Annotated in this window: 20 protein-coding genes; all 20 read left to right on the forward strand. The window is 33.3% G+C overall.

Annotated features, from left to right (window positions below; genetic code table 11):
• The first annotated feature begins 92 nt into the window (after window positions 1-92).
• The 20 genes from ACZ11_RS04315 to ACZ11_RS04415 all read left to right on the forward strand — a co-directional run bounded on the left by ACZ11_RS04315 (window position 93) and on the right by ACZ11_RS04415 (window position 15568).
• The gene (locus tag ACZ11_RS04315; protein WP_049664061.1) at window positions 93-1328 is read left to right on the forward strand and encodes an IS110 family RNA-guided transposase; all 1236 of its coding nucleotides are present in this window, start codon (window positions 93-95) and stop codon (window positions 1326-1328) included.
• Window positions 1329-1729: 401 nt separating this feature from the next.
• Window positions 1730-2116 (forward strand): hypothetical protein, encoded by a 387-nt coding sequence (locus ACZ11_RS04320; RefSeq protein WP_049664062.1) that lies wholly within the window; start codon window positions 1730-1732, stop codon window positions 2114-2116.
• 1649 nt (window positions 2117-3765) lie between these two features.
• Entirely contained in the window at window positions 3766-4458 is a 693-nt protein-coding gene (locus ACZ11_RS04330) for an Imm3 family immunity protein (RefSeq protein ID WP_049664063.1), read from the forward strand.
• Window positions 4459-4905: 447 nt separating this feature from the next.
• Window positions 4906-5112, forward strand: coding sequence for a hypothetical protein (locus ACZ11_RS26875; RefSeq protein WP_049664065.1), 207 nt, complete (start codon window positions 4906-4908; stop codon window positions 5110-5112).
• On the forward strand, window positions 5105-5308 hold the full coding sequence (locus tag ACZ11_RS04340; protein ID WP_049664066.1) for a hypothetical protein: 204 nt from the start codon (window positions 5105-5107) through the stop codon (window positions 5306-5308). Before ACZ11_RS26875 ends, ACZ11_RS04340 begins: the two co-directional genes overlap by 8 nt.
• 46 nt (window positions 5309-5354) lie before the next feature.
• Window positions 5355-5948, forward strand: a complete 594-nt coding sequence (locus ACZ11_RS24890) for a pre-toxin TG domain-containing protein (protein WP_134008426.1) — start codon at window positions 5355-5357, stop codon at window positions 5946-5948.
• A 188-nt stretch (window positions 5949-6136) separates the two neighbouring features.
• On the forward strand, window positions 6137-6409 hold the full coding sequence (locus ACZ11_RS04350; RefSeq protein ID WP_049664067.1) for a hypothetical protein: 273 nt from the start codon (window positions 6137-6139) through the stop codon (window positions 6407-6409).
• Window positions 6410-6437: 28 nt separating this feature from the next.
• The gene (locus tag ACZ11_RS04355; RefSeq protein WP_049664068.1) at window positions 6438-6884 is read left to right on the forward strand and encodes an SUKH-3 domain-containing protein; all 447 of its coding nucleotides are present in this window, start codon (window positions 6438-6440) and stop codon (window positions 6882-6884) included.
• A 152-nt stretch (window positions 6885-7036) separates the two neighbouring features.
• Complete coding sequence (locus ACZ11_RS04360; RefSeq protein ID WP_049664070.1) at window positions 7037-7363, forward strand: hypothetical protein; 327 nt, start codon at window positions 7037-7039, stop codon at window positions 7361-7363.
• 168 nt (window positions 7364-7531) lie between these two features.
• On the forward strand, window positions 7532-7897 hold the full coding sequence (locus tag ACZ11_RS04365; protein ID WP_236690777.1) for a hypothetical protein: 366 nt from the start codon (window positions 7532-7534) through the stop codon (window positions 7895-7897).
• 92 nt (window positions 7898-7989) lie between these two features.
• Window positions 7990-8424, forward strand: a complete 435-nt coding sequence (locus ACZ11_RS04370) for a hypothetical protein (protein WP_236690778.1) — start codon at window positions 7990-7992, stop codon at window positions 8422-8424.
• Window positions 8425-8996: 572 nt separating this feature from the next.
• Complete coding sequence (locus tag ACZ11_RS24895) at window positions 8997-9518, forward strand: DUF2247 family protein (RefSeq protein ID WP_082172664.1); 522 nt, start codon at window positions 8997-8999, stop codon at window positions 9516-9518.
• A 220-nt stretch (window positions 9519-9738) separates the two neighbouring features.
• The gene (locus ACZ11_RS04380; protein WP_049664074.1) at window positions 9739-10146 is read left to right on the forward strand and encodes a hypothetical protein; all 408 of its coding nucleotides are present in this window, start codon (window positions 9739-9741) and stop codon (window positions 10144-10146) included.
• Window positions 10147-10539: 393 nt separating this feature from the next.
• The gene (locus tag ACZ11_RS26165) at window positions 10540-10992 is read left to right on the forward strand and encodes an SUKH-3 domain-containing protein (RefSeq protein WP_161804432.1); all 453 of its coding nucleotides are present in this window, start codon (window positions 10540-10542) and stop codon (window positions 10990-10992) included.
• Between the two features lie 263 nt (window positions 10993-11255).
• Window positions 11256-12062, forward strand: a complete 807-nt coding sequence (locus ACZ11_RS04390) for an SMI1/KNR4 family protein (RefSeq protein ID WP_049664077.1) — start codon at window positions 11256-11258, stop codon at window positions 12060-12062.
• A gap of 81 nt (window positions 12063-12143) precedes the next feature.
• The gene (locus tag ACZ11_RS04395) at window positions 12144-12401 is read left to right on the forward strand and encodes a hypothetical protein (protein ID WP_134008435.1); all 258 of its coding nucleotides are present in this window, start codon (window positions 12144-12146) and stop codon (window positions 12399-12401) included.
• A 26-nt stretch (window positions 12402-12427) separates the two neighbouring features.
• The gene (locus tag ACZ11_RS04400; protein ID WP_049664078.1) at window positions 12428-13039 is read left to right on the forward strand and encodes an SUKH-3 domain-containing protein; all 612 of its coding nucleotides are present in this window, start codon (window positions 12428-12430) and stop codon (window positions 13037-13039) included.
• Between the two features lie 375 nt (window positions 13040-13414).
• Window positions 13415-13870 (forward strand): SUKH-3 domain-containing protein, encoded by a 456-nt coding sequence (locus ACZ11_RS04405; RefSeq protein ID WP_049664080.1) that lies wholly within the window; start codon window positions 13415-13417, stop codon window positions 13868-13870.
• Window positions 13871-14046: 176 nt separating this feature from the next.
• The gene (locus tag ACZ11_RS04410) at window positions 14047-14826 is read left to right on the forward strand and encodes a hypothetical protein (RefSeq protein WP_049664081.1); all 780 of its coding nucleotides are present in this window, start codon (window positions 14047-14049) and stop codon (window positions 14824-14826) included.
• A gap of 28 nt (window positions 14827-14854) precedes the next feature.
• Window positions 14855-15568, forward strand: coding sequence for a pentapeptide repeat-containing protein (locus ACZ11_RS04415; protein ID WP_049664083.1), 714 nt, complete (start codon window positions 14855-14857; stop codon window positions 15566-15568).
• Window positions 15569-15585: the final 17 nt, after the last annotated feature.

Below are 15585 nucleotides of genomic sequence, written 5' to 3' on the forward strand. Positions count from 1 at the left end.
TGGATAGGCTTTCGTACCAATGCGCACCAGTTGGTGAACGCTCGAACTAAGGTTGCCGGCATTTTCATTCCATTGAATAGGAGGATAAGTTAATGCACGAAAGACAGAAGCATTTTTATGTGGGAGTAGATTTACATAAGCAACACCATGTGGCGGTTATTATTAATTGTTGGCAAGAAAAACTAGACGAAATAAAGTTTGAAAATAAACCGTCTGCTTTTTCAACTTTTTTATTGGATATTTATAAACATATGGAGGATGGTTTGACACCTATTTTTGGTTTAGAAGATGTTGGGGGTTATGGGAGAGCGTTAGCTAAATATTTAGCAGACCATGAGCAAATTGTAAAAGAAGTGAATCCAGCTCTTTCATACGCTGAACGAAAAAGCAATATGACCACACAAAAAAGCGATAGTTGGGATGCAGAATGTGTAGCCAGAATTTTGGTGAACAAACTAGAGCAGTTACCAGACGCTAAACCACATGATTTATATTGGTCGATACAACAGCTGGTCAGTAGAAGAAATGCATTAGTAAAGGCACAAAGTGCTTTAAAGAACCAACTGCATATTCAATTAAGTCACCACTATCCAAGCTATAAAAAGTTTTTTTCAGAGGTAGATGGAAAAACAGCATTGGCATTTTGGGAACGATACCCGTCTCCACCGTGTTTAGATGGGGTAAGTGTAAAGCAATTGACCATATTTTTATTAGAAGCCAGTAGCAATACATGTTCGGTGAAAAAAGCGAGTGAAATTTTAAAGTTGGTGAAAGAGGATGGAAACACACTAAGAGAACACCAAGAAACACGAGACTTTCTAGTAAAGAGCATCGTCCGAGACGTTTCATTTAAGAAGCAGGAAATGCGCTATGTGGAACGAGAATTAAAAGGGTTAATGAGTTTACTAGACTTTCAATTAGACACGATGCCAGGCATAGATCTCGTTACAGCTTCGGCTTTAATTGCAGAAATAGGTGATGTACGCCGTTTTCCAAATACCAACAAATTAGCACGATTCGCGGGCATTGCGCCTGTTTACTTTGGTTCTGGTGGGAAAGGAAGGGAACAAAAAAGCAAGCAAGGAAATCGGGCGCTACACGCTTTATTTTACAACTTAGCCGTACAGCAAGTACAAGTGGCAAAAGGAAGTAAGCTGCCAAGGAATCCAGTATTCCATGCATACTATCAACGGAAGCTAAAAGAAGGCAAAACAAAGGGACAAGCATTAGTTTGTATAATGAGACAGCTTGTAAACATTATATACGGCATGATGAAGCACAAAACAGCCTATGAATTGCCGATAATAAAAGAGGAAGAGGTAGTTTAATAAGGTTTAAGATAGATTGTTTTTTAATTAGCGGATTTTAAGATTACAACATAGGGTACGGGTAATAAGGGTACGGGTAATTCTAGCATTCCTGGCCAAAGATATCATAATGAAACTTATGCTCCAAGACCAGTTAAACCACAAGATGCAACGGATAAGTGGGATGAGTTCTTAGGGCCTGGTGAACATACAGATATTCAACCTAGAACTGGTCAACCTGACCCTAACAGGATAGTATCCGAAGATGGAAAAAGAAGTATTCGATATGGTAACCATGAAATGAACAGTAGTCCTACAAAACACCATTATCATGAGGAAACGTGGACGTATGACTCAGTTGATGATGTAATGAATGTAGACAATTCTGTTGTTCGTGTTCCAAGTCCAAAGAAGGTGAAGAAATGAAAGTAGTAATAAAAAGCTACGAGGAAAGTAACGAGGAAATAAAGGTGGTATTTTCCTCAAATTTTGGGGAAGGTATAGCTTTGTGGCAGGGCGCGATTCCAAAGGAGGGCAACTCCTACGATGTTGAGTTAGAAATTCCAAACCTATTAAAATGGGATAAGGATATCCAGGGGACAAAATCGCATTGTTATTTAATAGAAATATTAGATAACAGGGTTTGTTTTGAAGGGAAACTTGAATCATTTAGTGACGAGGATGGTTGTTGTGTAGTTCGTTTAGGCGACAGTATCATACTTCTTGAAACTGAAGGAGTTCCTTCGGAGGTACAAAGTTATCTAAGATTTGAAACAGACAATATAATACTCTATGAGAATAATATATAGTTACATTAGGTAGTAGCTTTATTCCAGACAGAGCTGCTTCTGACAAAACAATTAAATTTGGAAGGCCCCTTGGAATTGGGCTATTAGGAATGAAGATTCTTAAGAGGAAGACGTTACAATATTTAATTGTCTTTTCGAGGATAGTTATTGAGTTGTTAAACCTTGACTGGCTAAATGCCTTTCAAGGTTTTTTACTTTAATTATATTAAATCAGCTGATATTTGAGTGAGACAATAAGAAAAAATGATTTGTTTGAGAATCGCGAGCTCATGAAGGAAGTACCATTATGGAGTTCGATTTTACAAGTAGGATAGAGTGACAAGTACGATAATTAAGCGAGATGACATTGTACATGGCAGGGGTACTTACTACATTGAATGGCTAACAAACTAACGAGAATGACAAAGCTCGTGGTGATAAACAAGGAAATAATAGTTTTTTAATTGTATACAGTTAAAGATATCCTTGAATTTGAATTAATAACTCATGAAGGCTAGACCATCAAGGAGTGCTATTTTAACAATAAAGCAATAAGAGCGAGAATAGGCGAGATGACATTTTACTTACAAGGGACCACTTTATGGGTCGCATAAGCAACAAACACACGAGATTAAACAAGCTAAAGGGTTTAAACGTTAAACTTGCCATATGATAAAAAAGATGTCATACTGTCAATACTAAAATAACTTATAAAACTTGCAAATATTAATCAACTTAGAAAATTTATAAACTTAAAGCACTTGATTGTCTATAACAGGCGACAAGTGCTTTTTTTGCATGTTTAAATACGGATTACGATTATTTAATTAGTGTACTAAGTATTAAATTTTATACAAGTACTTGCATACAAGGAGAAGAAAATGCGATGGAAATAGAGGTTTCGATAGATAAGTTCGTTATAGATTAAGGATGTACCACATTCAGCATTTTTACGTGTTTATATGTTGGGGGTGAAGAAATATCAAGTGAAAATGAAGATTTATAGTGGAACATATAGCTATGAATTGCACATGCAGAAAAGTGACGATGTATACTTTCATATGTATTTTAAAAACTTTAGAGAAACAGAAGGTCACTTACATACCCTAAGGATTGAAACAAGGCCAGAGCATTACTCACATTTTAAAGAGATAATAGGGAGACGGGCAAGTCGAGTAGAATTTGTGAGCTGTGATGTTGAGTATGATATACAAACAGGTTTGGATAATATAGTGGTTGATACCGACAGACGTACGAAGGAATATGACACACTTTGATACAACACGATATTTTGATAGAAGCGACCAACGTAAACGGAATGGTTACTGTAGGATTTATGATAAACGGCTAGAGCTAGCAAAGAATAAAGGAATTTATTTAGCACATGAAATAAGCCGAATAGAAGTGGTTTACAAGGTAAATGAGCAAGTGCTGCTTAAAGACCTAATTGAACACCTACCAAAATAGAATGAACCTTTTTTTGTATAGTTTCTGTTAATTAACACTTATGCAAAAAGGTATTCTTCTATATGAATATCATTTACTGTTGGAGGCAGGCATTCGTCAAGAAAGACTAAACATACCTCCTCTGTCAGGCACAGCAATTGAAGGTAAGCTATTAGAGGTAAAGAAGGATCAAGTATGCCTGCACCTATCAAGGAGGTTTTTAAATGGTTTATAGTTATGAAGAATATGAAGAATATATTCATGAAGATTATAAAGAGTTAATAGAAGAAAAAATGAGTAGAGGTGAGGCAATAGCAAGAACATTTAATGAGTATGACATGTTGGCCAAAAAAAGTGAAACAGATAAAGCGCTGTTTTGCACAATAATTTCAGAAATATCACTTTCTCATGAGAAAATTCCTTATACTTTTAAGAATTATATGGAACAGTCACTAATTGAATTGGATTTTAAAGTAATTAAGCAAGAAAATAGTTTAACTTCAGAACAATATATCGATTTGATTAATCGAAAAGACTATGTTTTACAAGAGCTGAAAAAAAAGCCGTTAGATTATTTTCCAAGAGCTTGTTGGTATTACGACGAATTAGTAGAAGAGGTCCAAAGATTTATTAATAATTTTAAGTTAGAAAATGAAAATACTGATTCAATAGTTACTACCGTGTTGCAACGATTTGATCGAGATTGTGACAATACAAAAAGTGAAAAGTTCATTGTCTATACAACACTTGCTGAAAATTTGTACAACCATGGATTAACTGGAGTGGATAGTATTGAAGATGTTAAACATGTGTTGAAATCGTTCAGTATCGAAGATGTATCTGATGAGCAATTGACTGAAGATGAACAAGAAAATTTAGCTGATCGAATTAAAAGTGTTTTATCTAATTTAAAATGAAATTATAGTTGTTTATCTCCAAAGGACAATAAGAAAAAAACTATTTTCTAATTAGACAAATAATTTCTTATTATCTTGAGCCCATTAACCATACATAACAGTGGTTAAATGGGCTTTTTTTATTATTAGAATCGGAAGGACATAGCGGCTTTTACAGCCCGTCAGAAGAAGGCGATAGCGTTCATCTTGCCTTCCCGACACACCGGGAGGAAGCAGCCGTAAAGGACGGCGACTCCAACCCAAAGACAGCCGATCCAAAAACGTTCCTATTGGGGTACGCCAAAAGGCAAGGACATCAAGCTAGACCCACAATCTGTCACGTTTACTGCACAGGAAGGCGCCGTTTTCCTAAAGCTGGATCAGGGAAGCGGAGTAGAAGTACATAGTAAGCATCCGCTTACACTAACAGCCAATGATACTATCACCTTTGCAGGTAAAAGCATCTCCATGAGCGCAACAGAATCAATGCGCTTAACATGTGGATCCAGCAGTCTCGTTTTTGATGAAATAACCGATATTCAGGGACAGGTTGTCACAATGGAAGGTTCGAACAAAGCACCTGTGACATTATCTAATACATCGGGAGAAGGCGCTGACCTTGACTCCGCACTAGACGTCATGGGCATGATCCCTATTGGTGAGGGTGATGCTTAATGGCGAAGAAGGTAAAGGATTCTTCGGAGCACTAGGTAGTGCTTTAGGCAGTATCCCCGTTGTAGGGAAAGTTAAAAAAGCGGTTAAAAAAGAAAATCAAAAAGGCCAAAAAGAAACTAAAGAAAGCCTTAAAAAAAGCAAAGAAAAAGCTCAAGAAAAAGTTAGGCAAGGTCTTGACAAAAGCCAGGAAGCTTAAAAATAATTTATCCAAGAGAAAATTGGTCAAGAGGTTTAAAAAGGCTGTGAAAAAAGCAGTTAAAAAGGCCAAGAAGTATGTAAAAAAAGTTGTAAAGACAGTTAAAAAGGCAGCGAAAACAGCTGTTAAGGCAGTTAAAAAGGCAGCGAAAACAACTGTTAAGGCAGTTAAAAAGGCAGTAAAAACAACTGTTAAGGCGGTTAAAACCGCAGCAAAGACAGCTGTTAAGGTGGCTAAAAGTGCGACAAAGAAAGCAGCAGTATTTGTTAAATCGGATAGCATCAGCCAAGCAATATCAACAGTAGCTGATTTCATTCCAGTCGTTGGTAATGCCAAAGCTGTTTTTGAAACGGCCTTTGGATTTAATCCGATTACAGGGGAAAAATTGAGTGCGTTGGATCGAGGAATATCAGCGGCAGGTATCTTAGGTGGTGGATTTGCCAAAGCGGCTGGAAAAGGTGGAAAGGCTACATTAAATCTCTTCTCCAAAAGCAAAAACGCGTCCAATGCAACCGAATCAGCTGCTAAATCATCGAAAAATGCGGCATCAGCAACTAAAAGTGATGTTCCTAAGAGTACGGATAATGTTAGTAGACAAAGCAAATTGAGGTTGCCAAAGATTTTGCAAGAGAGCAGTTAGATGAACATGTTAAGTTTCTAAAGAACGGTGGAAGCAAAAAACCTATAGATGGAAATGGATATGGTGGAGGGAAATATAAACCAGATGTAATAAGTGCAGCTGTAGACGTAACAAGGGTAGATGGTAAAAAAACTAAAATAGCGTTTGGTTATAATGGGGCTAGAGAAGGACAATTCAATCCAAGTGTAGTGGAACTGCATCCAGACTTAGTTAATATAGCACAAGGAACAAGGAAAAAAGCCAAAAATGACCCCAAGAATCCTTATAAGGATGATGAGAGTTTTGAAACGTGGCATGTTGAAAATTGTGCTGAGATTCAGACAGTCAATCAGCTATTATGGTCAGGTTCAAAAATAGATGATATATTAATAAGCACGATTAATGGTAATGGGAAATATAAAGCGCCATGTAAAAATTGTCAAGAGACATTTTTAAATTTCATTAATGATTTTCGTGAATAGAACTTTTGAATAAATAGGGAGGATACTTATGCAAAATTTATCAGATGAAACGAGAGATATATTGCTACAAGCGGGATGGAATCCAAATAATAAGGTTGAATTAACCGAAACAGTAAAATTTTTAGAGGCGATGGGATATCAAGTGTTTAATCCAGTGGTTGATGCATTAAGTCAATTTGGTGGGGTTGAATATAAATTTAAGCATCCGGATGGAAGTTTGGAAACCTTTCATTTTAGCCCAGAAGAAGTTGTTGGGGATTACTATGAAAAAGAAGACTTTGAGGAATTTGAGGTACGAGTAAAAGAGCCGCTCGTAGTAATTGGAGAAGCATATCGTGGAAATTTAGTAATGTTTATCTCAAAATCGGGTAAGGTCTTTGGGAAAAATGGTTATTCATTATTTAAGTTTGGAGATGACATATTTGAGGCACTAGATACTCTTTGCTTATTTAGAAAACCAGAAGAAATAGAATAATAAAATTCAGTCATTCTATGAAGGATTTTGGCAACAGGAGAGAGGCTAGTATGCCAACAAATTAGCACGATTTGCGGGCATTGCGCTTACTTTAATTACTAACACAAATGGTGATGTTATTACGGTAATTCCAAAGGAAAGGAAAAAGTGTCATGGCATTAAAATATAATGAATATTTATTGCTTGAATTATTCAATAGTGAGCCAATACTAATTGATAAAGAAGCTGAAATTTACAAATATAAAATGCAAGATCCTTTAGGATTAGAAATAGCATTTTCTTTTTCGGCTTATGATCAATATGCAACAATAAGATTGGACCATAAACAACTTCAAAATCCATTATATGACATTGAAATACATAATGTAGAGGAAATTAGGGTAGAGAATGCTAAACTATTAATAATTAAGCAAAAAAATAAAGAGGCAGTAATCGAAGTTAAAGTTACACCTAACTTTATGATAGATTTATGTATCTAAACTACTAATAGGTGAGGGATATTTTATATTCGACCTATTATTGTCTAAAAAGTGTGTAATCCATGTACTATTTGTTTTATATTTTTCAGAGGTACAATCTCTTTGTTCGGGAAATTAACACAAGCCTAAAAACTTAAGGTCTTAAAAAACTTCCTTATAAAAAGTGAGGTGATTAATTTGAAAGCGCAGTTTATTCAAAGTGAAATAGAAGCTATACATTATTGGGATGCAAGAGTATTACAAATGGACACAAACTTTTTTGGTGATGAGATTACTATTGTGTTTGAGGACACAGACTATAATGTAAAATTACTATTCACTGGATGTTCAAAGTTTTCGTTTATAACAAGTGTTGTGGATAGATTAAAACCTCTAAAAGAATTAACTAAATCTCAGATTCCTTATTTTATTCAGGATATTAAAATAAGCGAAGTGGAGTTTGAGGATAAAGAAAACTTATTAAAATGTAATATTTTAATGCCACCCTTAAATGTGGGAGTAGTATGTACGGATATATTAATTGTCAAAGTATAATTAAAAAACTTAATTGCGATAAGGTACCGTATATAAAGAACACCTTATTCTACAGCCAGGTAACTGTATTGAACAGTCGGCAGAGTTTAAGTATGATAGAAATTCTATTTAGAACAGGTGAAATTATGGAAAAAGAACATTGGCAAAAATGTAAACCTTTAAATGAGATTCCAAATAAAATTTGGCTAGAAAGCCTTTTGCAAGATAGGAACGGATTAAAAATACAATTTGAAAGTGAAAATGACAAAAAAATTGATATTATTTTTTGGGGAAATACAGCTTTGTCTTGTAGAATTACGGATGAAGAGGATATGTTACAATCTATCAATTATTGGTCAGAAGAATGTGGAGATGACTTTTTTACATGGCCATTATATAAATCAAATAATTCTTCATTTGTAAAATGGTTTAATGAAGAAAGTTGTGAGAAATTTGCTGATAAGAATATAGAGCATTATGTATTTATTACCGAAGATGATATCGTAGAAGTAATTTCAGCAATTGCACCACAAATAATTATTTATTAGAAAATTTGCTAGTTCTGCTACTATCCTTTCAAATAAATAAGGTGGAGTGCCAAATAAACCGCTAGTAATAAATGTTTCATCAAATTATTTAGTGCGTATAACAACCTTTAACATATACCTTATTTAATGCTCTTTCAGTAAAGAACCATTTTTCATCAGTTACCACCACTTCAATTTTTAAAAAGACAATTTTTGTTTTCTCCCGACCTTATAAATTTTTCCACAACTATACATACGATAGAACGATTACTATGGCAAGATGACTACTTCACTCCGATTAAACCCTGAATGTCGATACCTGATACTTTGCATACAGTTTCTAATGTTGAGAGACACCGCACTGTATGAACAAAAATGGACTTTTGTATTTGGGTAAAGCCCTTGTATTTTAGAGGGTTTCTTTTAGTTTAATTGAAATAGGCACGGCATTTCCCTGGAAGCGTATGTTATAAGCGCACCGAACACACAAAATCACACAAAATTAAACAAGCTAATGTGTTTTAATCTCATACTTGCCACGTGATAAAAAAGACCATAAGGATAAGGTGATTTAAATAGATATTTCTGTAGATATTCTTAAGCAAAACAAAATAAAGTACGATTGGCTTACACTATATGTAGGATTAGAACTTGATCTAATAAAATATACTGACATAACGAATTATGCAGTTGAATTTCTGACTAATCATCCAGAAACAAGTAATCAAAATGTTATTCAGCTAGCTTGGGGTGAGGATAGATTTGATTACAAAAGTTTACTAGTAAATATATTAAACGAGTCACATTACAATGACTTGAATCAGGGCGCAGTTGTTTGGCAATTTGAAAAACGAAAATGGAGATTTGGGATATTGGCTTATTTAAAAATGAAACATCTAGATGATTTCGGTGAGTTATTAAACAAAGTTACTGAAGTATATGCCGATTTTAATTATCCAGAAGATATGAATAGTCTTATTAATTATCTCCCTCCAAAAGACGGCTATAATCCTTCACAATACTCAAAAGATGAGAATCTAGTTAGATTAATAAACATATTTAATGACTTTCTAAACAAGGAACAACAAAATTTGCAAAATGATATGACCTTGTAGGTTTTTGACCTTGATTAGAAGCGGTTGAAAAACTGATAGAAAAAAGAAATTAAGCTAACAGAATATGGTGGAGTTAATATTATAGATAATTTCAATTAGACTCTTAACTTGAATCATTATAAAGCCAGTTATGCTAGGGTGGTAAAAGAAATTAGAATATTAAGTTCCCTAATATTAAGCTTAATGTTTTTTCGGAAATATGAGATAAGGACTGAAAAATATGAGCATGACAAGTTATGAAAGTATAAAAAGTTCAATAGAGTTGGATTTTGAGGAATATATAGAAGAAGAGGGGTTAAATGTAACGCAAGTTTCAGCGAAAATATTAGAAGAAGATTGGATAAGAGAAACCAATAGTTTGTTTACTAAAACATTGTATTTTGTTTCTATTGCAATAGAGAGTTTGAAATACAATGAAATTGCTGATTTTATATATTCTAAATTAGAAGATTATATTGAAAATACTATATTTGAAGAAAATATAGATAAAAATGACGTTGAACAACTTTTACTAGATATACAAAGTTGTAAAAAGCTAATCAAGAACAAAGAAGAATATAAGATAGTGGAAACAACTTATTCTACTAAAGCTAGGGTAGATTATTTCCTAGGCATGAGGCAGGATTAGGCAAGAAAGACTAAATATTTCTTCACTGTCAGGCACAGCATACTACGTGGGCGCAACAAAAGGCAAGGACTCAAACTAGACCCACAATCGGTCACATTTACCACACAGGAAGGCGCCGTTTTTCTAAAGTTGGATAAGGGAAGCGGAGTAGAAATACATAGTAAGCATTTGGCTCCAGCAGTCTCGTCCTCGACGGCATCCCCGATATACGGGAACAAATATGACGATGGAAGGCTCAAACAAAGCACCTGTGTCTGGTCCGCTGAATCAGAAGACGGAGCTGACCTTGAATCTGCCCTAGACGTCATCAGCATGATCCTTGTTGGTGGGGGAGTGCTTAATGGCGAAGTAGGGAAAAGGATTCTGCGGAGCACTAGTAAAAGGAGCGTAAATATGGAAGGAAAAGTGAAGGATTTACTCTTTAAATCCGGAGGGTATAAGGAACGAGAAGTCGATATTAATGAGTACTTAAATTTTTTGATTAATGAAGAATATACGATATTTAAAAGTGCATCTGATTTTTTAAAAGAATATGGTGGGCTGATTATTCAATTTGAAAATCCAAAAAGATTAAATAGTTATTTAACCTTGTCTCTTAGTCCCATCGATGCCGGAAACTCAATTTTTAGAGAAGTATCAAAAAGATACGAAGATTATTGTAACGAGTTATTTGTAGTAATAGGAGAAATCGCATTAATGGATATGACTTGGTATATTTCATCAGGTGGTGCGTTTTACGGTGGAAACGATGATTTTCTTATTCGTTTAGGAGACAATTTTTATCAAGCATTTCATAATATAATTAGTGGTGTAGAATTAGAAGTTATAACTATTGAGGATGAATAAAAAGAGTTGTTATTGAGATTTATAATTTTATTTCAAATTTCCCTTTTAAGAGCTTATTCCAACTTTAGCGCAAAGTTGGAGTGAGCTTATTTTTAGCTGTTTTTCTTCAGTTAAATTAAGGAAGCGGAGTAGTGAAATACAGGTATGGATACTGTTTGGCGCGCATCTAAAAAAGAAAATCCGTATTCATATGCAGAAAATTCAAACCAAATGAATCCATGTTTAACGTGTAGTGATATATAAAATATAGAGGAGTATATGAGATGCAAATGCCAATAAAAAGCAATCACATCCCACCCATAGGAGATTGTACAAATCTTTTTGAACGATTATCAAAATATATATCCAGATTTGATGAGAAATGGGTAGATGAAATAGAACCTGCAAAAAAAGATGACATAGATACGCTAAAAAATCTAACACAAATTAATAAATATAACTATCATTTTCCTAAAGAATATGAGATTTATTTAAATTATATGGGGCAGGATGATAAGGGTTTACTAAAAACTCAACTTCCAGGATATGCTTCAATTTCTGAGATAATTAACTCTTATGAAGGGATACATGAGGAAGAACCAGACACTTTATGTGATAAATATATACATTTTTTTCAAACTGAATTATTTTATGGTCAACTATCATTTGATTTTACCCAAACTGATAATCCTCAGATTGTTATGACTGATGAGGATAGCCAGTTTGTAAGTTATTTTGCAGATAACTTTGAAAAATTCTTATTTCAATGTGCGTTTAGTAAATATGAAAGATTAAATTATGATAAGTGTATAATCTTTGCTGGATCACCTAACATGCTTAAAGAAGCAATAAAGAGACACAATGAATCGGATGTTTTTAGCATAATTGAAAAAATTTCAAAAACATATGATTTTCAAAGAGCATGGTTTAGTGACCTGACCCATCACATATGTTTTAAAGACGGCATTAGCTTTTACATTGAAAATAGAGATAATTCTTTGTGTGGGTTTGTAGCAGGTGATTTAGATAAACAAATCGACAATATTGGCGAAACTTTACTAGCTGAATTATGTGTTAATAAAAAGAATTAAATGTTGGCATGCCGACGCTGATTTTGGAAAGGAGGTATCAAAAGGAACTATATTAATATCAGATGCGTGGGTGAAAACAATATGAAAACAAGATTAGAAAAATTAATTATTTCGTTAAATTTTACAGAAGCGACAGATTTAGTTGGTAGTTTGAATAAAGCTTTTTATCATGCGAGAAAAGCAGTGGAATTAGATGAAGAAGATATAGAACTTAAAGAATATTTATTATTTTTTTACGAAAAACCCGATAAATTACTAAGTAATCAAGAAGCTAAAACATTGGCTGAAGAAATAATAAATTTAAATCCTAAAAGAGAGGTAGGAAAACAATACATTTAATATGGAGACAATTTTGAGGATTACAATTGAATAGATTTAACCACGTAGAAATCATAGAACATTTAGAATTACATAGAGTTTGGATTGAAACAATAGGTGATCAAGTTAAAAAGATAGGTGTCGATGAAATAGATTTTTGTTTGATATACCTTTTGATAAAAAGTGAGGTGTTTAGCATGGAAAGACTATCAATTAAAACAAGAGAAATATTAAAACAATCAGGGTGGACAACAGACCGAAAAAAAGATATTAGTTCACAAGTAAAATATTTAGAAGATAAAGGATATATAGTTTTCGATTGTGTAAAAGAAGCACTGGAGCAATTTTGCGAATTAAAGTGTATCTATGAATATAACGGAAACTTGGAGGATTTTGTCATAGAACCGAAGGTAGGGTTAGGGGATTTAGACAGAAGACATTATAAAAGATATGAAGTTATAATAGGTGACGATTTGGTTGTGATTGGTACTGCTTTTAGAGATAATGCAGTATTATATATGTCTAAAGTAGGGGAAGTTTACGCAATACGAGATGATTACTATATTTGGAAAATAGGTTGCGGAATATATGAAGCTCTCAACAATTTATGTGAAGGGAGAGAGTTAAAAGTAATACATGAAGAGCATTTAGAAAATTAAGGTGATAAGTATTACCTAGCGCTGAATGAAACCATTAATTAACATTTGTTTGTAAAATAGTTTGTGAGATTATCAAAAACTTGTCTTAAATCAAACATCAAAGCTTATTCGTACTTATAAGGAGGGATAAGCTTTTTTGTTTTGTAGAGAGAAGGAATCTTATTTTTATTTATTAGTATATATTTTATGAAATTCTTCTTAATGAAAATTATTTAGAAAATACATTTATTATAGTTCTGATGCTGATGAAAAGATTTAAATTGTACAAATAGAATCATGGAATTTAGTCGGGAGTTCCTTAAAATTATCATAGGCTATTCACTCTTTGAAGATTTCATTGTAGATGTTCCACAAAAATAGTGGGAGGAAAGTTAAATGGGAAAATTATCAGAGAAAACAAAAAGCATAATAGAAGCAGCTGGATGGTACAGTGGTCGGAGTGTAGATATAGATTCAACAGTTGATTATTTAGAAAAGAAAGGTTACGAAGTCTTTGATTGTGCCAAAGATGTTCTAAAGGAATTTGGTGGGCTAACATATGTTTACCTAGATGATGATACTGAGGGAAGCTTTATCAGAACACCACATGAGGCTTTAGGTGATGCAGCAAGGTTACATTTTAAAAGATATGAGGTAATATTAGGAAAAAAGTTAATTGTAATTGGTACTGCATATGGCGATAATGCGATTATGTTTATGGATGAAGTCGGAAAAGTATATGGTTTTCACGATGATTATTACATTTGGAAACTAGGAGATAATATATATGATGCAGTGAATAACTTATGTGAATGTAAAGAATTAAAACTTATTCATGAAACAACAAATTAAACTAATAGTCATAGTTATTCTATTTTTCTAATAGTACATTTTATTAAAAAAAATTACTTCTATTTATTATACCGAGACGAAAAGTGGATAAATTACTCGTCAATTGGAAATGGCACTCAGTTACCTGTTGGAGGTAAATGGAGTAAGATAAAAAAATAATGATGGAGGTTTTTTGAATGAAGCCTGACTTGTTTTCTATTATTATGTATCCTACCGTATCTTTAAATACGGAAGAAACATTAAGGGGTATTATGGATTTATTGGAATCAAATGAAAAATTTACTCCTACACATTGGGGTAACGATGAGCGAGTAAAGCTAAAGTATAATCGTGATGAAATTTTTGAAAAAGTTATTTCGGAGAAGAGAGTATCTGAACTATATTTTTATCGTGATAAGTCTGTAAAGTATTCAGGGCGATTTAATGTGAATTGGAGTCATCGTTCATTTTTAAAATTTGATTTCCATAAGACTATGTCTTCTAAAATGTGGCCAGCTTTTTTTGAGTTGTCGAATCAATTAGCAGAAATAGTAAAACCTTGCTTTGGTATTACACATATTTTTTGGCCATCATCTTATCCTTGGAATACCGAGCAAGAGCGACTACAAATGTGGATGAATAGATGTTCGTATCCTGTTCCAGTTAAATTTCTTCCGAACGGTCCTTTAGGAATTGGAACTCGCACTTATATGAGTAGTCATGTATTGGAAATGTTTGGGAAGGATTTTTTGTTGAAAAGTCCAGGTATTGTGAGCGAATTAAATTGGGGAGGTATTTGTTTAGATATATTAGAAAAACCATTTGAAGCATCAGCTGAAAGCTTACTTAATAATTGGGTAAATATAATGGAATATTTAGATTCAGCCCAAACTATGGCAATACCTAGTTTCGATGAAGATAGAATGGGCGTATCATTTACTCCTAATCAGGCTTGGATTAAATATTTAGATAGTTAATAATAGATGATGGGTGATGATAGTTGTCATGAATGAAAATAGCGTAGATAGAAAACATATAATGGAAATTATTAGTCAAGCACAAAATGATCACGAGATAATTGAAAATTTGAATATAAGTTATGCAGATTTATCTTTTTTAGATTTATCAGAAATGATGGCAGATGGTATGGAAGCAAAAAATATTATACTAAGAGCTACGTCATTGATAGAAGCATCTTTTTTAGATTGTAATTTTGAATCAGCGGACTTTAGAAATTGTAATTTAGAAAGCTTCAATAGTGTAGATTGTGTCTTTAATAGTGCTAACTTCTATCAGGCTAATATGCGTTATGCCAGAATAAATGTGAGTTTTTTTATCGAATCATGCTTAGATGAAGTAGATTTTTCATTCGGTGAAATTATGGGATCCTCTTTTAATTATAGTACTTTTCTATATGCCAATTTTTGTGGAATAAATGCTAAACAAGCTACTTGTTCGGAATCAAATTTTAGTTACGCTACTTTAAAAGATGGCAATTTTGAAGAAGTATCTTTTTTACATGCAAATTTAACTGAAGTAGAGGCAATCAATACTAATTTTGCAAATAGTGATTTAACTGGGGCTATACTTAAGAATGGTAATTTTAATGGAGCAAACTTTACTGGTGCAAAATTGGAAAATGTAATTTGGAGTGGTGCAAATGTAGAAGAAGCAAAATTTGATGAAGGAGTAAAAGAGCAAGTTTTAAGCTTGTTATAAATTTAGAGGTGATTAAC

It is taken from the genome of Lysinibacillus xylanilyticus (genome assembly GCF_001183605.1).
Lineage (GTDB): Bacteria > Bacillota > Bacilli > Bacillales_A > Planococcaceae > Lysinibacillus > Lysinibacillus xylanilyticus.